This window comes from Streptomyces sp. AM 4-1-1, assembly GCF_029167625.1.
Lineage (GTDB): Bacteria > Actinomycetota > Actinomycetes > Streptomycetales > Streptomycetaceae > Streptomyces.
The window spans coordinates 989,632-1,008,449 of the sequence record NZ_CP119145.1; the positions used below are offsets into that span (position 1 = coordinate 989,632).

The 18,818-nt window shown below is 69.3% G+C and carries 18 protein-coding genes and 1 pseudogene; 2 read left to right on the plus strand and 17 right to left on the minus strand.

Going from position 1 to position 18,818, the window contains the following annotated elements; all coding sequences use genetic code 11:
* The first annotated feature begins 26 nt into the window (after window positions 1-26).
* On the plus strand, window positions 27-674 hold the full coding sequence (locus tag PZB75_RS04000) for a fasciclin domain-containing protein (protein WP_275533893.1): 648 nt from the start codon (window positions 27-29) through the stop codon (window positions 672-674).
* 240 nt (window positions 675-914) lie between these two features.
* Here the strand turns inward: PZB75_RS04000 and PZB75_RS04005 are convergent, their stop codons facing one another.
* The 17 genes and pseudogenes from PZB75_RS04005 to arc all read right to left on the minus strand — a co-directional run bounded on the left by PZB75_RS04005 (window position 915) and on the right by arc (window position 18,238).
* On the minus strand, window positions 915-3,743 hold the full coding sequence (locus PZB75_RS04005; RefSeq protein WP_275533894.1) for a DEAD/DEAH box helicase: 2,829 nt from the start codon (window positions 3,741-3,743) through the stop codon (window positions 915-917).
* Between the two features lie 50 nt (window positions 3,744-3,793).
* Window positions 3,794-4,684: a diacylglycerol kinase gene (locus tag PZB75_RS04010; RefSeq protein WP_275533895.1), complete on the minus strand. Its 891-nt coding sequence runs from the start codon at window positions 4,682-4,684 to the stop codon at window positions 3,794-3,796.
* Window positions 4,685-4,701: 17 nt separating this feature from the next.
* Window positions 4,702-5,667 (minus strand): twin-arginine translocase subunit TatC, encoded by a 966-nt coding sequence (gene tatC, locus PZB75_RS04015; RefSeq protein ID WP_275533896.1) that lies wholly within the window; start codon window positions 5,665-5,667, stop codon window positions 4,702-4,704.
* Window positions 5,668-5,729: 62 nt separating this feature from the next.
* Window positions 5,730-6,020: a Sec-independent protein translocase subunit TatA gene (gene tatA, locus PZB75_RS04020; RefSeq protein WP_275533897.1), complete on the minus strand. Its 291-nt coding sequence runs from the start codon at window positions 6,018-6,020 to the stop codon at window positions 5,730-5,732.
* A 287-nt stretch (window positions 6,021-6,307) separates the two neighbouring features.
* Window positions 6,308-6,505 (minus strand): hypothetical protein, encoded by a 198-nt coding sequence (locus PZB75_RS04025; RefSeq protein ID WP_275533898.1) that lies wholly within the window; start codon window positions 6,503-6,505, stop codon window positions 6,308-6,310.
* A 64-nt stretch (window positions 6,506-6,569) separates the two neighbouring features.
* Window positions 6,570-6,851 carry a hypothetical protein gene (locus PZB75_RS04030; RefSeq protein WP_275533899.1) on the minus strand — a complete coding sequence of 94 codons (282 nt, stop codon included), beginning with the start codon at window positions 6,849-6,851 and terminating at the stop codon, window positions 6,570-6,572.
* Between the two features lie 13 nt (window positions 6,852-6,864).
* Window positions 6,865-7,845, minus strand: coding sequence for a WYL domain-containing protein (locus tag PZB75_RS04035; protein WP_275533900.1), 981 nt, complete (start codon window positions 7,843-7,845; stop codon window positions 6,865-6,867).
* A 15-nt stretch (window positions 7,846-7,860) separates the two neighbouring features.
* Entirely contained in the window at window positions 7,861-8,814 is a 954-nt protein-coding gene (locus tag PZB75_RS04040; protein WP_275533901.1) for a WYL domain-containing protein, read from the minus strand.
* 146 nt (window positions 8,815-8,960) lie between these two features.
* Window positions 8,961-9,332, minus strand: coding sequence for an FKBP-type peptidyl-prolyl cis-trans isomerase (locus tag PZB75_RS04045; protein WP_275533902.1), 372 nt, complete (start codon window positions 9,330-9,332; stop codon window positions 8,961-8,963).
* Window positions 9,333-9,414: 82 nt separating this feature from the next.
* Window positions 9,415-10,404: an FKBP-type peptidyl-prolyl cis-trans isomerase gene (locus PZB75_RS04050; RefSeq protein ID WP_275533903.1), complete on the minus strand. Its 990-nt coding sequence runs from the start codon at window positions 10,402-10,404 to the stop codon at window positions 9,415-9,417.
* Between the two features lie 176 nt (window positions 10,405-10,580).
* Window positions 10,581-11,942 carry a Pup--protein ligase gene (gene pafA / locus PZB75_RS04055; RefSeq protein WP_275533904.1) on the minus strand — a complete coding sequence of 454 codons (1,362 nt, stop codon included), beginning with the start codon at window positions 11,940-11,942 and terminating at the stop codon, window positions 10,581-10,583.
* Between the two features lie 412 nt (window positions 11,943-12,354).
* On the minus strand, window positions 12,355-13,170 hold the full coding sequence (prcA, locus tag PZB75_RS04060) for a proteasome subunit alpha (protein ID WP_275533905.1): 816 nt from the start codon (window positions 13,168-13,170) through the stop codon (window positions 12,355-12,357).
* Between the two features lie 51 nt (window positions 13,171-13,221).
* Window positions 13,222-14,067, minus strand: coding sequence for a proteasome subunit beta (gene prcB / locus PZB75_RS04065; protein WP_275533906.1), 846 nt, complete (start codon window positions 14,065-14,067; stop codon window positions 13,222-13,224).
* Window positions 14,019-14,210: pseudogene (locus PZB75_RS04070) on the minus strand (endonuclease domain-containing protein); the annotation flags it as partial. The gene prcB and the pseudogene PZB75_RS04070, both read right to left, overlap by 49 nt.
* A gap of 174 nt (window positions 14,211-14,384) precedes the next feature.
* A complete protein-coding gene (locus tag PZB75_RS04075) occupies window positions 14,385-14,603 on the minus strand; it encodes a ubiquitin-like protein Pup (protein ID WP_275533907.1) in 219 nt (72 codons plus the stop codon).
* Window positions 14,604-14,723: 120 nt separating this feature from the next.
* The gene (dop, locus tag PZB75_RS04080) at window positions 14,724-16,235 is read right to left on the minus strand and encodes a depupylase/deamidase Dop (protein WP_343286217.1); all 1,512 of its coding nucleotides are present in this window, start codon (window positions 16,233-16,235) and stop codon (window positions 14,724-14,726) included.
* 236 nt (window positions 16,236-16,471) lie between these two features.
* Window positions 16,472-18,238, minus strand: a complete 1,767-nt coding sequence (gene arc / locus PZB75_RS04085; protein ID WP_275533908.1) for a proteasome ATPase — start codon at window positions 18,236-18,238, stop codon at window positions 16,472-16,474.
* A 244-nt stretch (window positions 18,239-18,482) separates the two neighbouring features.
* Between arc and PZB75_RS04090 the strand changes: the two genes are divergently transcribed.
* Window positions 18,483-18,794 (plus strand): ferredoxin, encoded by a 312-nt coding sequence (locus PZB75_RS04090; RefSeq protein WP_275533909.1) that lies wholly within the window; start codon window positions 18,483-18,485, stop codon window positions 18,792-18,794.
* Window positions 18,795-18,818 lie beyond the last annotated feature (24 nt).

Below are 18,818 nucleotides of genomic sequence, written 5' to 3' on the forward strand. Positions count from 1 at the left end.
GAAACACCCTTGATCAGGAGCACCCCATGAACACCCTTCACCTCCGCCGTATCGCTCTCGCCGCGTCCGTCGCCGCCGTGCTGCCCCTCGCGCTGACGGCCTGTTCCGACGACAGCAAGGACTCCGCCTCCTCCGGCTCCACGGCCGGCGCGGCCATGGACTCGAAGTCCCCGAAGTCCGACGACTCCATGACGATGGACCAGCCGTTCGGCCCGGCCTGTTCGACGGTGCCCAAGGACGGCGCGGGCAGCTTCGACGGAATGGCCCAGGACCCGGTCGCGACGGCCGCGTCCCACAACCCCGCGCTCTCCACCCTGGTGACCGCGGTCAAGCAGGCCGGTCTGGTCGACACCCTCAACAACGCCCAGAACATCACGGTGTTCGCGCCGACCAACGACGCCTTCGCCAAGATCCCGAAGGCCGACCTGGACAAGCTGCTGGCGAACAAGGCCGAGCTGACCAAGGTGCTGACGTACCACGTGGTGGGCAAGGAGCTGATGCCGAAGCAGCTGGACGACGGCTCCTTCGACACCCTGGAGAAGGGCAAACTGACGACGGCGAAATCGGGCACCTCGTACACCGTGAACGACTCGTCGAAGGTCGTCTGCGGCAACGTACGCACCGCCAACGCCACCGTGTACATCGTCGACTCGGTCCTGATGCCGCCGAAGTAGCCACTCCCGCACGTCCGGTACCGGCCGGCGCCCCGCGTGTTCATGCCGGCCGGAGACCCGGTGCGCCCCGTACCGCAGGCCGCCGAAGCGGAAGGCCCCCGCCCGGCGGCACACCCGACGGGGTCGTCACCGGCGCACCGGCTCACACCACCCCGGGTGAGCCCGGACACGTCACGGGCCCACCCGGTCACCAACCCCGGGCGGGCCCGCTCGTCACCTGTCCCGCTGCCCGTGTCGCGGTCAGCCGACCGAGCTGTACGCCACCACTCCGCGCCGCACCGCGTCGACCGCCTTGCGGGCGTTCTTCCCGACCGTGCTGTCCTCGTGCGGCGCCGCCGCCGCAATCTGGCCGAGCACGTCGATGACCTGCTTGCACCAGCGGACGAAGTCTCCCGCGGGCATCTCCGCCTCGCGCAGCACCTCGTCGAGCCCCTTGTCCGAGGCCCACATGTGGATCGCCCAGGCGAAGCCCAGATCGGGTTCGCGCTGCCCGACCCCCTCCGCCTGGTTGATCTTGAAGTCCTCTTCCAGGCCGTCGAGCCGGCCCCAGATGCGGACCATCTCGCCCAACGCCGTCTTCGCGGGACCGGACGGCAGCTTGGGGGCCACCGCGTCGTCGGCCTGACGCGCCTCGAACACCAACGCCGAGACGCAAGCGGCGAGTTCCGCCGGGTTCAGCCCTTCCCAGACCTTGCCGCGCAGACACTCGCTGGTCAGCAGGTCCAGTTCGCCGTAGAGCCGGGCCAGCCGCCTGCCGTGCTCGGTGACCTCGCTGCCCCGAAGGTAGTCGAGTTCGGTGAGGAGGGCCACGATCCGGTCGAAGGTGCGGGCGATGGTGTTCGTCCGGCCCTCGATGCGGCGCTCCAGCTGCTTCGTGTCCCGTTGCAGCCGGTGGTAGCGCTCGGCCCAGCGGGCATGGTCCTCGCGCTCGGCGCAGCCGTGGCAGGGATGTGCCCGCAGCGCCGTGCGGAGCCGGGCGATCTCCTGGTCGTCGGCGGCCGCGGCCCGCTGCTTGCGGTGGCGGCCCGGGTCCAGGTGTCCGGCCTTGGTCCGCAGGGCGGACGCGAGGTCGCGACGCGACTGCGGGGAGCGCGGGTTGAACGACTTGGGGATTCGCATCCGCTCCAGCGCCTCGACGGGCACCGGGAAGTCGATCGAGGCGAGCCGCTTGACCTGCCGTTCGGCGGTGAGGACGAGCGGGCGGGGTCCGTCGTGGTGCTCCAGGCCGCGGTGGACGTTGGCCCGGCCGGCGGACAGCCCGGGGTCCAGGACCAGCGCGAGTCCGGCGAACTTCCCGGTCGGCACGTGGATGACGTCACCCGGCTTGAGCCGCTCCAGCGAGACCGCGGCGGCGGCCCGCCGCTGCGCCGCGCCCTGCTTGGCCAGCTCCGTCTCACGGTCCTTGAGGTCGCGGCGCATCAGCGCGTACTCCTCGAAGTCCCCGAGGTGGCAGGTCATGCCCTCGCGGTAGCCGTCGAGTCCTTCCTCGTTGCGCTGGACCTGGCGGGCGATCCCGACGACCGACCGGTCGGCCTGGAACTGCGCGAAGGAGGTCTCCAGCAGTTCCCGCGAGCGGTGCTGCCCGAACTGCTGCACGAGATTGACGGCCATGTTGTACGAGGGACGGAAGCTGGAGCGCAGCGGATACGTACGCGTACCCGCCAGTCCGGCCAGCGCCGCCGGGTCCATGCCGCGCTGCCACAGGACGACCGCATGGCCCTCGACGTCGATGCCACGGCGTCCGGCGCGGCCGGTGAGCTGGGTGTACTCGCCGGGGGTGATGTCGGCGTGCTGTTCGCCGTTCCACTTGACGAGCTTTTCCAGCACCACGGAACGGGCGGGCATGTTGATGCCGAGCGCCAGGGTCTCGGTCGCGAAGACGGCCTTGACGAGCCCCCTGACGAAAAGCTCCTCGACGACCTCCTTGAACGTCGGCAGCATGCCCGCGTGGTGCGCGGCGATGCCCCGCTCCAGCCCTTCGAGCCATTCGTAGTAGCCGAGGACGTGCAGGTCCTCGCCGGGGATGGAGGCGGTTCGCTCCTCGACGATCTCCCTGACCAGGCGCCGTTTGTTCTCGTCGTTGAGGCGCAGACCGGCCTGCAGGCACTGCTGTACGGCGCCCTCGCAGCCGGCCCGGCTGAAGATGAAGGTGATGGCGGGCAGCAGTCCCTCGGCGTCCAGCCGGTCGATGACCTCGGGTCTGGCCGGGGTCCAGACGCGGTTGCGTTGGCGCCGCTCGCGCTCCCGGTCCGCCTCGCGGACCATCTTTCCCCGGCGGCGCTCACGCGGGTCGTACCCGCGCTGGTTCTCCATCCGGGCCAGCCGGACCAGATCGGGGTTGACCTCTCGGCGTCCGGAGCCCCGGCCGCCGTGGTCGGTCTCCTCCTCGAAGAGGTCGTACATCCGGCGGCCCGCCATCACGTGCTGCCACAGCGGCACCGGCCGGTGTTCGGAGACGATCACCTGGGTGTCACCGCGGACGGTGTCCAGCCAGTCGCCGAACTCCTCCGCGTTGGACACGGTGGCCGACAGGGAGACCAGGGTCACCGACTCGGGGAGGTGGATGATCACTTCCTCCCAGACCGCGCCGCGGAACCGGTCGGAGAGGTAGTGCACCTCGTCCATCACGACGTAGCCGAGGCCGGTGAGCGCCTGGGAGCCCGCGTACAGCATGTTCCGCAGCACCTCGGTGGTCATGACGACCACCGGGGCGTCGGCGTTGACGCTGTTGTCCCCGGTCAGCAGACCGACCTTGTCCGCCCCGTAGCGCTTGGCCAGATCGGCGAACTTCTGGTTGGAGAGCGCCTTGATCGGAGTGGTGTAGAAACACTTGCGGCCCTGGAGCAGCGCCAGGTGGACGGCGAACTCGCCCACGATGGTCTTGCCCGAGCCGGTCGGGGCGGCGACGAGCACGCCCCTGCCCGCCTCCAGCGCCTGACAGGCCTCGATCTGGAACGGGTCGAGACCGAATTCGTACATCTCGCGGAAGGGTGCGAGCGCGGTGGCCTGCTCGGCCGCGCGGTTCCGTGCGGCCTGGTAGCGCTCGGCCGGTGAAAGGTCCTCTGTCATCTTGTCGACGAGCCTACCCGCCACCTCCGACAGTCGGCCGGTCTTTGTTTTCAGGGGGTGAGGACCCTCGCGGCGCCCGGCACACAGGTCGCGGTCAGCGGCAGCGGCCCCAGCGGTTCGCCGTCCGCGTAGGCGGTGACCCCGGCGGCCTCCAGCGTGATCGACGAGACCCGGTGGACGGTGACCACGGGGTGGCCGAGGTGGGTGCCCCGGTAGACCTGGGGGAACACCCTGAGCAGGGTGGCCCGGCCGCATCCGCCGACGACGGTCACGTCGAAGAGCCCGTCGTCCATGAGGGCGTCGGCGCAGATCCGCATGCCGCCGCCGTACGTGGTCCCGTTGCCGACGGCGATGAGGGTCGCCTCGATCTCCCTGACCGGTCCGCCGTCCAGGCGGACGCGGTACGGGACGGTCCGGAACGCGGCGAGTTCGGCGAGGATCGCGAGGTCGTACTTGAAGCGGCCCCCGACCCAGCGCATCCGGTTGCCGCGGTCGTTGACCCGGGAGTCGAAGCCGGAGGCGAGCACGGAGCCGAACCACCGGTCACCGACCCGGCCGAGGTCGATGTCACGGCCGGTGCCGGTCCTCAGGGCGGTGGCGGCCAGCCGTCCCGCGGCGGCCGGATCGCGCACCGGCAGGCCGAGGGCGCGGGCGAAGTCGTTGCCGGTGCCGACGGCCACCACCCCGAGCGGGGTCGAGGTGCCCGCGACGACCTGGAGGGCGAGGGAGACCAGTCCGTCCCCGCCCACGGCTATGAGTGCGCCGGTGCCCTCGTCGACGGCGTCGCGGACCCGTGCCAGCGCGTCGGCGGAGTCCTCGCCGAGCACCGTGCGCACGGAGAATCCGGCGTCCCGCAACGCGGAAGCGGCCGGCTGCGCGGCGTGCGCGCCCCGGCCGCGTCCCGCGGTGGGATTGACGAACAGGGTGATCTCGCTGGTCACCCGGGGACCCTACAAGGTCAGGTGATGTCGTCGTAACCGTTCACCCGGTCGTGCTCCGACTTGCCCTGTGCGGGCACTCCCCCGGTGGTCGCGCCCCGGCCCGTCGGCACGGGCTCGATCTCGCCGATGTCCTCGGGGGTGAGGTCCAGTTCCGACGCCTCGTCGTCGCCCGGTCCGGCCGCCGCGCGCAGCGCCTTGCGCCGGTCGTTGAAGAGGGAGACCAGGGTGGCGACGAAGTAGAGGACCCAGATCGGGCCGGCGAGGGCCAGCATGGTGACCGGGTCCGTGCTGGGGGTGGCCACCGCCGCGAAGACGGTGATGCCCATGACCATGCCGCGCCACCAGCCGAGCATCCGCTTGCCGGTGACGACGCCGCCGAAGTTCAGCATGACGAGGAGGAGCGGCAGCTCGAAGGAGAGTCCGAAGACCACCACCATGCGGGTGATCAGATCGAGCAGGTCGTCCAGCGGCAGCTGGTTGTCCAGGCCCGCGGGCGAGAAGTCGAGCAGGACCCTGGCCATCGTGGGGAGGGTCTTGTACGCGAAGAAACCGCCGGCCAGGAAGAGCGGGAAGCCCGCGCCCACGAAGGCCAGTGAGTACTTCTTCTCCTGCTTGTGCAGTCCGGGGGCGACGAAGCCCCACAGCTGGTACAGCCAGATCGGCGACGACAGCACGACGCCGGCCATGAGGGAGACCTTGAGGGCGAGGGTGAACGGTGTCAGCAGACCGTTGAGGACGATGCGCGCGCAGGTGCCGTCCTCCTGCTTGGCCAGTTCCGCGAAGCTGGACTCACAGCCGACCGCCTTCAGGACCGGATCGGTGAAGAACTCGATGATCCCCTTGTAGAAGAAGGCGGCGACGATCGTGACGACGACGATCGCCAGAACGGCCTTGGCCAGCCGGTTACGCAGCTCACGCAGGTGCTCGACCAGGGGCATGCGGCCCTCTGGGTCCGTCACCTGCTTGCGGGCAGACTTGAGCAACCCACGTCCTCATCTCGTGCGTCGGGCCGTCATGGAGCACGGCGACCGCGGCGGCCCAGGGGTCAGCGCTTGGTGGAGTCGGTCGGCTCGGCGACCGGTCGTGCGCTGGTGACGTCGCCGGGCGCGGCCTTGATGGTGCGCGGCACGGACTGGTCCTGGGCGGCGGGGTCGTTCGGCGGGTCGGCGGGGGCCGTCTGCTGGCCCTCCGACTTCATCGCCTTGGCCTCGCTCTTGAGGATGCGGGCGGACTTGCCGAGCGAGCGAGCCATGTCGGGAAGCTTCTTCGCGCCGAACAGCAGAACAATGACGACGAGGATCAGGATGATCTCGGGAGCGCCGAGCCTTCCGAACATATGCGTGTACCTTCTCACCGAGGCAGCAGGGGTGGGACGGATCGAACGTCGGACAGACGGACGGTCTTCGGACTGTCAGCGATGGTAACCCGCGTAGGTAAACGTAGAGCAATGCTCGTACGTGCACGCGGTGGCGGCCTTGCCTCGCTCCACGGGCCGCACTCAGAAGGGTACCCCTCGCGCCCGGAAAGCTGGAGGCCGCGTCCGCCCCGCCGAACGCCGGGTACGGGAGTCACGACGGGGCACGGCCTGGGGGACCACGGGTTCGGCGCCGTCAGGACGGGCCGTCAGCGCAGCGCTTCGCCCGTGGCCGCGAGGCCGGTCGCCGCCCGCTCCAGGTCCTCGGCGGCCCGGTTGACCCGCTGGGTGGTGAGGGCCACCTGCCGGCCCAGCCGCTGGGTCTCGACGAAGACCCGGACGGCCAGTACGCCGAGTACGGCGATCCCGAGGAATCCCAGGGCGATGGCGAGCATGGGCCAGAACATGCGCGGAGCCTCGATGTTTCGATCGGTTTCGGTCGGTCTGTGATTGATTGTGCCGTTTCATCCCTCAGGAGGTGTCACCGGGAGCGGTGTGGAGACGCAGGGTCCGGACGCCGCCCCCGCTGAGGAGTTCGACGATGCGCTCCCCGGCGGGTTTGCGGACGGCGGCGCCGCACTCGGGACAGGTGAATGAGTAGAAGGTGGTGCGCCTGCTGGCTCCGACGGCGAGCCGCAGGGACCCGGCCGTGAGCTCGAAGCGCTCACGGCAGTCCGGGCAGGCGGCCCTGAAGCGGACGGTGGCGGGCACGGCCACGGTCGGCACGGCTGCCCTCACCGAGGTGTCGTTCATCTCTTCGCCCCTCTCAGTGAGTGCCTTCGAGGACACCGTCGACCGCGTCGTCGTACGCGGCGAGCGCGTCACGGGCGGCCCGGCGGGCGCTGACCGCCAACTCCCCCGGCGCCACGATCCGGCCCTCGCCGCCGAGCCGCAGCGCGAGTCTGCGCAGCGAGGCGGGGTCGGGCGTGCGGAGAGTGATCCGGAGACCGCCGCCGGGCAGTTCCTCGGCACTGTCGTGGGAGTAGTACTCGGCGACCCACCGGCCACCGGGCCCCACCTCGATCACGACCTCCGGGTCCTCGGCCGACGGGTGTACGAGCCCTTGTGACAGATCCCGCAGCTCCAGTTCGGGGGGCGCGGCGGGGGCGTCCAGCAGCCGGATCTCGGCGACCCGGTCGAGCCGGAAGGTGCGCCGGTCCTCGGAGAGCCGGCACCACGCCTCCATATAGGTGTGTCCGACGGCGAACAGCCGGATCGGGTCCACCTCGCGCTCGGTGAGTTCGTCACGGGCCGGTGAGTAGTAGCGCAGCCAGAGACGGCGCCGCTCGGAGATCGCCCGGTCGACCTCGGCGAAGACACCGCCCTCGGACTCGAAGGTGACCGAGAGCCGGGAACTCGCCGCGCCCACCTCGCCCGCCGCGGCCTCCAGCTTCGCGGTGGCCCGCAGCAGGGCCTGCCGGTCGCTCTCCCGCAGACCGGGCAGGGTGGCGACGGCCCGCGCGGCGACGAGCAGGGCGGTGGCCTCGTCGGAGGCGAGCCGCAGCGGCTCGGCGACGTCGTCGGGGTTGTGCCACCAGATCCGGTCGCCGTCGGTGTCGATGTCGAGGAGGTCGCCGCCGCGGAAGCTCGTCCCGCACATGGGCAGCACATCGAGGTCGGAGATCAGCTCGTCCTCGGTGATCCCGAAGGCGCGGGCGACATCGCTGACATGGGCGCCGGGGCGCTCCCTGAGGTACGTCACCAGCGAGAGCATCCGGCGGGTCTGGTCGATCGCGTTCGTGGCCATGTTTCCGGTCCGCCCTCAGTCCCTGGCCACGGCGCGCAGCCGGCCCACCACGTCGGCCCGCAGATCGGCGGGTTCCCGTACGACGACGTCCGGGCCGAACTCGACGAGCCAGGCGTCCAGGCCGTGCCCGTACGGGATCTCCAACTCGTCCCAGCCGTCACCGAGTTCCCGTACGGAGACGGCGCGCGAGCGCAGCGGGTAGCCCGCTCCGGTGCGCAGTCTGATCCGGGCGGTCCTGGTCGCGGTCTCCCCCGCCCAGGTCTCGACCGTCTCACGGACGGTCACCACGTCGGGCACCTCGGCGGTGAAGGCGCCCGCCCGGGAGCGGACCCGGCCGGTGATCCGGGACAGCCGGAAGACGCGTTCGGCGTTCCGGTCGCGGTCCCAGCCCGCGAGGTACCAGTGGCCGCGCCAGCACTCCAGGGTCCAGGGCTCGACCTGGCGCTGCTCGGGAAGGGCGGCGTTGGCCTTGCGGTAGTCGAAGGTGACCGGGCGGCGGTCCCGGCAGGCCAGCATCAGGGGTTCGAAGGCCGCTTCGTGGACCGGGATGCGCGGTTCGAGGGCGCTGTGGACCTCGTACGCGTCCTCGGCCTCCGGCATGCCCGCGGCCCGCAGCTTCTGGAGCGCGCCGCTCGCCGCGCCGGCGAGCCTGGCCTGCTGCCAGACCTTGGCGGCGAGCCCGAGGGCGGCGGCCTCCTCGGCGTCCAGCGTGATCGGAGGAAGGCGGTTGCTGTCCCGGCGGGCGAGATAGCCGGTGTCGCCGTCGAGGTTCTCCACGGTCTCGATCACCAGGCCGAGCTCACGCAGGTCGTCCTTGTCGCGCTCGAACATCCTGTTGAAGGAGTCGTCCGAGCCCGCCTCCAGGTACGCCTCGATGGAGCCGCGCAGCTCGCGCTTGCTGAGCGGGCGCCGGGTCCCCAGCAGGCACAACGCCAGGTTCATCAGCCGCTCTGCCTTGGCAATCGCCATCGACGCCCTTTCTGTACATGCCCTACGACCGTCGACCGTACCGCTCCGGGGGGCCGGGACCAAAGTTCCGGGACACCCCGGACCGGAGCGAGGGTCCGCACCGGACGGCGCGGACCCTCGCGTGCGCGCGGCTGCGCCGCGACCGGTCAGACCGAGATCAGGTCACAGACGAAGATCAGCGTCTCGCCGGGGGCGATACGGCTGCCCGCGCCGCGGTCCCCGTACGCGAGGTGCGCCGGAATGGTCAGCTGACGACGGCCACCGACCTTCATGCCCTGGATTCCCTGGTCCCAGCCGGAGATGACCTGACCGCCACCGAGCTGGAAGCGGAGCGGGGTGCCGTGGTTCCAGGAGGCGTCGAACTCCTCGCCGGTGGAGAAGGCCACGCCCACGTAGTGCACCGAGACGGTGTGGCCCGCCTTGGCCTCCGCGCCGTCGCCCTCCCAGATGTCCTTGATCACGAGGTCGGCCGGCGGCTCGCCGCCCGGGAAGTCGATCTCAGGCTTGTCGATGCTCACTGAAGTGCTCCTACACAGGAATCTCGGGGACAACCGGACCAGTTTCGCATGATCGCGGCCCGGGGGACGGCGAGAGCCGGGATCAGACCGTGCCGATGATGTCGACGACGAAGACCAGGTTGTTCTTGGCCAGCTCGCTCTGCGGGTTGGAGCCGTACGCCTGGGCCGGCGGGATGGTCAGCAGGACGCGGTCACCGATGTGCTTGCCGACGAGCCCCTTGTCCCAGCCCGAGATGACCGCTCCGGTACCGATCTGGAACCCGGTGGCACCGCCGTGGTCCCAGGAGGAGTCGAACTTCTTGCCGTCCTCCCACTTCACGCCCGTGTACTGGGCGATGAGGCCCTCGCCGGCCTTGACCACGGGCCCGTTCCCCTTGATCAGCACCTGCTCCTTGAGGTCCTTCGGGGGCTTCTCGCCCTTGGGGACGGTGATGGTGGCGGCCTTCTGGGAGGCCGCCTTCACCTCGGGCATGCCCTTGGCGGCGGCGGCCTGGGCTCCCTTGGCCTCCGCCTTCTTGTCGAAGTTCTTCGCCGACACGATGTCGATGACCCACACCAGGCCGTCCGTGGGCTTGATGCCGGACTCGGTGTTCAGCTGCTCTCCGACGAGCGCCCCGGCGGTGCCCTCGATCTCCACCCGGCTGCCGACCTTCTGGCCCTCCAGGGAGTCCATCACCTTGGCCGGCAGCATCTGTCCCGGCTGCCCGACCTCCTGGACGACCTGCGCGTGCGCCGCCTTCGCGTCGCCTCCCGCGGCCTTCGTCCAGGTGCTGCCGAGGTCCTGGGAGTCCTTCATCGTCTTGCCGACGAAGTCCAGCCGGACGAAGTCCGCCTTCTTGACCGCGGCGCCCTGACCCGCGCTGACCGTCTTCACCGCGATCTTGTCGGGCGCCTTGGCGTCCTTGGCGATCTCCAGCTTGGGCTCGGTGCCGAACGTCCCGGTGACGGTGACGGCGCCCCCCGTCTTCTTCGCGTCGTCGTCCTTGGAATCGGATCCGCAGGCGGCGGTCAGCAACAGGGCGGGCACGACCAGTACCGCGGCGGCACGTCGGGCAGTCTTGGTGGGGTTCATCAGTCCAACTCGCGAGTAGGGGGGTCAGGACAGTCCAGCCACTGTACGACCCCGCCCCCGCCGCACCACGCGAACCGACACGTTCGTGCGCCGGAGCGGAACCGCTCCGGCGCACGAACCGCTCCGGCTCCGGACCGTTCCGGAGCTCTCGCCCCGGATGACCGGAACCGGCCGGATCACATCCCCGCGATGAGCTTCTCCACCCGGTCGTCGACCGAGCGGAACGGGTCCTTGCACAGCACCGTGCGCTGCGCCTGGTCGTTGAGCTTCAGATGCACCCAGTCGACGGTGAAGTCCCGGCGCTGCTCCTGTGCCCGCCGGATGAAGTCACCGCGCAACCGCGCCCTGGTGGTCTGCGGGGGCACGGATTTGCCCTCGAAGATCTTCAGGTCGTTGCAGATGCGGGCGACCTGCCCCTTGCGCTCCAGCAGGTAGTACAGCCCCCGCCTGCGGTGGATGTCGTGGTAGGCGAGGTCTATCTGGGCGACCCGCGGGTTCGACATGGTCATGTTGTGCTTGGCGCGGTACCGCTCGATGAGCTTGTACTTCATCACCCAGTCGATCTCGGTGCCGATCCGGTCGAGGTCCTCCGCCTCGATGGCGTCCAGCGTGCGGCCCCACAGTTCCAGGACCTGGTCCACCGTGCCGGTGCGGATGCCCCGGCGCTCGACGAAGTCCACCGCCTTCTCGTAGTACTCGCGCTGGACCTCGATGGCGGACGCCTCGCGCCCGCTCGCGAGGCGCACCTTGCGCTGCCCGGTGATGTCGTGGCTGACCTCGCGGATGGCCCTGATCGGGTTCTCCAGGGTCAGGTCTCGCATCACCGTGCCCGCCTCGATCATGCGGAGCACCAGGTCGGTCGCGCCGACCTTGAGCAGCATGGTCGTCTCGGACATGTTGGAATCGCCGACGATGACGTGCAGCCTGCGGTACCGCTCCGCGTCGGCGTGCGGTTCGTCCCTGGTGTTGATGATCGGACGGGAGCGCGTCGTCGCCGAGCTGACGCCCTCCCAGATGTGCTCGGCACGCTGGCTGACGCAGTACACCGCGCCGCGCGGAGTCTGCAGCACCTTGCCGGCGCCGCAGATCAGCTGCCTCGTGACGAGGAAGGGAATGAGGATGTCCGCGAGCCGGGAGAATTCCCCGTGTCGCGCAACGAGGTAGTTCTCGTGGCATCCGTAGGAGTTTCCGGCCGAATCGGTGTTGTTCTTGAAAAGATAGACGTCGCCCGCGATTCCCTCCTCGTGCAGGCGGCGTTCGGCGTCGACGAGCAGACCTTCGAGAATGCGCTCGCCCGCCTTGTCGTGCGTGACCAGCTCGGTCACGTCGTCGCATTCGGGGGTTGCATATTCCGGATGCGATCCCACGTCGAGGTAGAGGCGGGCGCCGTTCCGCAGAAAGACATTGCTGCTGCGGCCCCATGACACAACACGGCGGAAGAGGTAGCGCGCCACTTCGTCAGGTGACAGTCGGCGCTGTCCCCTGAACGTGCACGTGACGCCGTACTCGTTCTCCAGCCCGAAAATGCGGCGGTCCATGACTGAACATTACGCCTTGGGGCCTGAGCTGAAACCGGGTTGGGCGGCACCGTTTCGATCATTTTCCGATCTCCGCACCGCCCGGCCCCGTTTCCCCACACCACCCGGCCCCGTTTCCCCACACCACCCGGCCCCGTCTCCCCGCACCGCGCCGACCCTGTGCACGGGTGCCATGAGCACCCTCCGTCGTCGAGCCGCACCCACGCCACGGCCACTCCCCCGGCCGTGGCCATCGGCCTGCGCGGCCCCCGCCGCCGTGACGGCCCGGTCCGCGAGCCCGTCGCGGAAGGACGCGCACCGGGGCGCCCGCGGGCGGTCGTGACGGTGCCCCGGCCCGCCGTCGGGCGGGTCGGGGCACCGGGAAGCGCGAGGGCGTCTTCCCCGCGCTCCTCCACTCCTCGTGGGTACTCCGCTACTCCTCGGACGACTCGGTCGAAGGGCCGCCGGTCCCGGACGAACCGGTGGCCGTGCCCGGGTCCTCGGTCTCCTCCGTGTCGGACGGCGCGTCCGTCGGAGTGGCGCCGGCACCGTCCGCGTCGAGCAGCCGGGTGAGCTGCCGCCCGACGATCCGCTTGAACTTGCGCTTCTGCGGCCGGGTGCGGTCCAGGACCGCCACCTCCAGCCGCTCAGCGGGAATCTCCCGCTCGCTCCCGTTGGGATCGCGGGACAGGGCCTGCACGGCGAGCTTGAGCGCCTCGGCGAGCGACATGCCGTCGCGGTGGCGCTGGTCCAGGAACGTACCGATCTGCTCGGAGCTGCCGCCGACGGCGACCGATCCGTGCTCGTCCACGATCGACCCGTCGTGCGGCAGCCGGTAGATCTGGTCGCCGTCCGGGCCGTCCCCGACCTCGGCGACCACCAGCTCCACCTCGTACGGCTTCTCGGCCGCGCTGGAGAAGATGGTGCCGAGCGTCTGCGCGTAGACGTTGGCCAGCCCACGGGCCGTCACGTCGTCCCGGTCGTAGGTGTATCCCCGCAGATCCGCGTAGCGCACCCCGCCGATGCGGAGATTCTCGTACTCGTTGTACTTGCCGGCGGCGGCGAACCCGATCCGGTCGTAGATCTCGCTGAACTTGTGCAGTGCGCGGGACGGGTTCTCGCCGACGAACACGATGCCGTCGGCGTACTGGAGCACGACCAGGCTGCGACCGCGGGCGATGCCCTTCCGGGCGTATTCCGCCCGGTCGGCCATGGCCTGCTGGGGTGAGACATAGAACGGCGTCGACACCGGCTATCCGTCCCTTTCTGTCAGTGACGAGTGCGTGGGGAGGACCGGAACTCAGAGCAGCGCGGCCCGCGGGCCGTCCGGCTGCTCCAGCCGGCGTTCCAGAATCGTGCGGGCGATCTCGGAGGACTCCGCGTCGGTCAGCTTCCGGAAACCCTCGTCCGTGATGACGGTGACGATCGGATAGATCCGCCTGGCCACGTCCGGACCGCCGGTCGCCGAGTCGTCGTCCGCGGCGTCGTACAACGCCTGCACGACCAGGGTCAGCGCCTGTGACTCCGTCAGGTCCTCGCGGTAGAGCTTCTTCATCGAGCCGCGGGCGAAGATCGAGCCCGAGCCGGTGGCCGCGTACCCGTGCTCCTCCGAGCGACCGCCGGTGACGTCGTACGAGAAGATCCGGCCCCGCCCGCGGTCGACGTCGAACCCGGCGAAGAGCGGGACGACGGCGAGCCCCTGCATGGCCATCGCGAGATTGCTGCGGATCATCGTGGAGAGCCGGTTCGCCTTGCCCTCCAGGGAGAGCTGGGCGCCCTCGACCTTCTCGAAGTGCTCCAGCTCCAGCTGGAAGAGCTTGACCATCTCCACGGCGAGCCCGGCCGTGCCCGCGATACCCACCGCTGAGTACTCGTCGGCCGGGAAGACCTTCTCGATGTCGCGCTGCGCGATCATGTTCCCCATGGTGGCCCGCCGGTCACCGGCGAGCACGACCCCTCCGGGGAAGGCCGCGGCGACGATCGTCGTGCCGTGCGGCGCCTCGATCATTCCCTTCAGCGGCGGCAGGGTCCGGTTGCCCGGCAGCATCTCGGGCGACTGCTGGGACAGGAAGTCCATGAACGAGGACGAACCCGGCGTCAGGAAGGCAGCTGGTAGACGCCCGGTGCTACGAGTGTTGGCTTCCACGCGTTTCCCTCCAGGTATGCGACGGCCCCTCGCAAGGAGTCAGGAACTTCCCCCAACTTGCCGATGGCCGAATTGCAGTTGAAGCACACTACGCCACGGACCCTACCCGCCCCGTGGCGGTGATCCACATGCTCGGCGGGAGCGGTCCGACGGATCGTGTGCCGCTCCGGTCCGTGCCCCGGCCCGAGCGACGGCTCGGGGTCCCGCCCGTGAGGCGTGGCGGGGTTCCGTCCGTCCTGCCGGGCGGCCGGAACCCCGCCACCGCTCCCGTCCGCGTCACGGCCGGTTCGCCCCGTGACACGGACGGCACGGACCCGCTACTGACCGCCCTTTTGCACGAAGGACCGCACGAAGTCCTCGGCATTGGACTCCAGGACGTCGTCGATCTCGTCCAGGACGTCGTCCACGTCGTCCGACAGCTTCTCCTGCCGGTCCTTGAGGTCCTCGGATGCCTGCGCGTCCTGCGCCTGCTCCTCGACCTCCTCGGTGGAACGCGTGGCCTTCTGCTGTCCGCCGCCGGTGTCCTTGGTCGCCATCTACCTCACCCCGCTCGGTTCGAAGCACTTGATCAGACCCTACAAGCGGGGTCCGACATTGGCCCGGTACTTGTCCCAACGTCCGGGGACCATCTCGATGATTCCCCTCTCAGCCGGCTTTCAGCCGCCGGTGAGCACCCGGACCAGGTCTTCCGCCGTGCGGCAGCGGTCCAGGAGGTCCTTGACGTGTTCACGTGTCCCGCGCAGCGGTTCCAGCGTGGGCACCCGTTGCAGCGAATCGTGACCCGGCAGGTCGAAGATGACCGAGTCCCAGGAGGCCGCGGCCACGTCGTCGGCGTACTGCTCCAGACAGCGGCCGCGGAAGTACGCCCTGGTGTCCTCCGGGGGCCGCGTACGGGCCCTGGCGACCTCGCTCTCGTCCAGCAGCCGCTTCATCCTGCCGCGGGCCGCCAGCCGGTTGTACAGGCCCTTGTCGGCCCGTACATCGGCGTACTGGAGGTCCACCAGGTGCAGCCGGGGCGCGTCCCAGTCCAGCCCGTCGCGGCGGCGGTAGCCCTCCATCAGCTCGCGCTTCGCGATCCAGTCCAGCTCGCCCGACAGGCTCATCGGATCGTTCTCCAGCCGGTTGAGGGTGTCCTCCCAGCGGTTGAGAACGTCCTTGGTCTGTTCGTCGGCGTCCGCGCCGTACCGTTCCTCCACGTATTTTCGGCCCAGCTCGAAGTACTCCATCTGAAGCTGCACGGCGGTCAGCGTGCGACCGCTGCGGAGCGTGATCAGCTGCCGGAGGTCGGGATCGTGGGAGACCTCGTGCAGCGTGCGCACGGGCTGGTCGACGGCGAGGTCGACGTTGATGAACCCGTCCTCGATCATCGAGAGGACCAGCGCCGTGGTCCCGAGCTTCAGATAGGTCGAGATCTCCGACAGGTTCGCGTCACCGATGATCACGTGCAGCCTGCGGTACCTCTCGGCGTCGCAGTGCGGCTCGTCGCGGGTGTTGATGATGGGCCGCTTGAGGGTCGTCTCCAGGCCGACCTCCACCTCGAAGTAGTCCGCCCGCTGGCTGATCTGGAACCCGTGCTCGTGTCCGTCCTGGCCGATGCCGACCCGGCCCGCGCCGGTCACCACCTGCCGGGAGACGAAGAACGGCGTCAGATGGCGCACGATGTCCGAGAACGGGGTCTCCCGCTTCATCAGGTAGTTCTCGTGCGTGCCGTACGAGGCGCCCTTGTTGTCGGTGTTGTTCTTGTACAGGTGGATCGGCTGGGCGCCCGGCACCTGCGCCGCCCGTTCGGCGGCCTCCGCCATCACCCGTTCACCGGCCTTGTCCCACAGCACCGCGTCCCGGGGATTGGTGATCTCCGGGGAGCTGTACTCCGGGTGCGCGTGGTCGACGTACAGCCGCGCGCCGTTGGTGAGGATCACATTGGCCAGGCCGATGTCCTCGTCGGTGAGCTGGCTGGAGTCGGCGGTCTCCCGGGCGAGGTCGAAGCCTCGCGCGTCACGCAGCGGGTTCTCTTCCTCGAAGTCCCAGCGGGCGCGGCGCGCCCGGTGCATCGCCGCCGCGTAGGCGTTGACGATCTGGGACGAGGTGAGCATGGCATTGGCGCTGGGGTGTCCGGGGACGGAGATGCCGTACTCCGTCTCGATGCCCATTACTCGCCGTACGGTCATGCGGCCCTCCTTGCCCGGCGGCGCTCCCCTCCGGGAACGGCGCTCAAGTACCGCTGCTTTTCCGGTGCGCGCGCGGTGCCCGCCCCCGCGTCGCGCGACTCGTGGTGCGGATGAGCCTAGATTGCCTCTGCGCCGCTGGGGAGATCAATTACGTCATTGCTCCGGTGTGGTGGGGAGCTGTCCGGAAAGCGGTCGGCTGCGGATGCCCGGCCGGGCATCCGCAGCCGACCGGCGTTCTACAGGTACTGCCCCGTGTTGGCCACCGTGTCGATGGAGCGGCCGGTGTCCGCGCCCTGCTTTCCGGTGACGAGCGTGCGGATGAATACGATCCGCTCGCCCTTCTTTCCGGAAATCCTGGCCCAGTCGTCCGGGTTCGTCGTGTTCGGCAGGTCCTCGTTCTCCTTGAACTCGTCCACGCATGCCTGGAGGAGATGGGAGACGCGGAGACCTTTCTGGCCCTGGTCGAGGAATGCCTTGATGGCCATCTTCTTCGCCCGGTCGACGATGTTCTGGATCATCGCGCCGGAGTTGAAGTCCTTGAAGTAGAGGACTTCCTTGTCGCCGTTGGCGTACGTGACCTCAAGGAAGCGGTTCTCCTCGGACTCCGTGTACATCCTCTCGACGACGGACTGGATCATGGCGTGTGCGGCGGCTTCCCTGGAGCCGGTGTGCTCGGAGAGGTCGTCCGCGTGCAGCGGCAGCGAAGGGGTCAGGTACTTGGCGAAGATGTCCTTCGCCGCCTCCGCGTCCGGGCGCTCGATCTTGATCTTCACATCGAGACGGCCGGGCCGCAGGATCGCGGGGTCGATCATGTCCTCACGGTTGGAGGCGCCGATCACGATGACGTTCTCGAGGCCCTCCACCCCGTCGATCTCGGCGAGCAGCTGGGGGACGATGGTGTTCTCCACGTCCGAGCTGACACCGGAGCCACGGGTGCGGAAGAGGGACTCCATCTCGTCGAAGAAGACGATGACGGGGGTTCCCTCACTGGCCTTCTCACGAGCGCGCTGGAAGACCAGGCGGATGTGCCGCTCGGTCTCGCCGACGTACTTGTTGAGGAGCTCGGGACCCTTGATGTTGAGGAAGTAGCTCTTCCCCGCGGGCTGGCCGGTCACCTCCGCGACCTTCTTGGCAAGGGAGTTGGCGACGGCCTTCGCGATGAGCGTCTTGCCGCACCCGGGCGGGCCGTAGAGCAGGATGCCCTTCGGCGGCCGCAGTTCGTGTTCCTTGAAGAGGTCGGGGTGGAGGTACGGGAGCTCGACGGCGTCACGGATCAGCTCGATCTGGTCGCCCAGACCGCCGATCTTGTCGTAGTCGATGTCCGGGACCTCTTCGAGGACCAGTTCCTCGACCTCGCTCTTCGGCACCACTTCGTAGACGTAGCCGGACCTGGGTTCCAGCAGGAGCGCGTCGCCGGGGCGGATGGTGATGTCGAGCAGCGGCTCGGCGAGCCGCACCACCCGTTCCTCGTCGGTGTGCCCGATCACCAGGGCGCGCTCGCCGTCCTCAAGGATCTCCTTGAGGGTGACGATGTCCCCGGCCCGCTCGAACTCCATGGCGTCGACCACGTTGAGCGCTTCGTTGAGCATGACTTCCTGGCCGCGCCTGAGCTCTTCGAGCTCGACGCTCGGGCTGACGTTCACCCGGAGCTTGCGGCCGCCGGTGAAGATGTCACAGGTGCCGTCCTCATTGGCCTGCAGGAAGACACCGAAGCCGGCCGGCGGCTGTGCGAGCCGGTCGACCTCCTCCTTGAGGGCCACGATCTGGTCGCGCGCCTCGCGGAGTGTGTTGGCGAGCCGCTCGTTCTGGGCGGACACGCCCGCCAGATTGGTCTGCAACTCGACGATCCGCTCTTCGAGAATCCTCGTATGGCGCGGAGAGTCGGCGAGCTTACGTCGCAGGACGGCGATTTCCTGCTCGAGATAGGCAACCTGGCCGGCTGGGTCTTCGGACCCCCGCCCCGGCCGGATGCCGCGGTTGATGTCGTCGTCGTGGGCTGCCACGGTCCTCACCTCCTCCAAGGGGAGCTGGACGCTTCCTGACCCTACCTGGGTGGGTGGTGATTGAAACCCCTAGATCACAAAGACTGCGGGGTGTGTCCGATCTTCACCCTTGCGCCCTCCCCCTCGTCAGGGGATGAATACCCACCCATCGGCACCGGAAAGCCGCCGGTTGTATCGTCGAACTGTCCAACACCCGTCAGGGCCCGATCCATTTGGTTCGTACACGCAGGGAACGGCAGGAGAAATGACCGTGCAGCAGGACGCTCCCACCGGCAGCGACGCTCAGGACCTGGAGGTCTGGATCGACCAGGACCTCTGCACGGGAGACGGTATCTGCGCCCAGTACGCGCCCGAGGTCTTCGAGCTGGACATCGACGGGCTGGCGTATGTGAAGAGCGGCGCGGACGAACTGCTCCAGGACAAGGGCGCGACGACGCCCGTGCCGTTGCCGCTCCTCCAGGACGTGGTGGACTCGGCCAAGGAGTGCCCGGGTGACTGCATCCACGTGCGCCGGGTTTCGGACAGCGTCGAGGTCTTCGGCCCTGACGCGGCCTGACCGTCCGGACGTGCCTGGCACGGT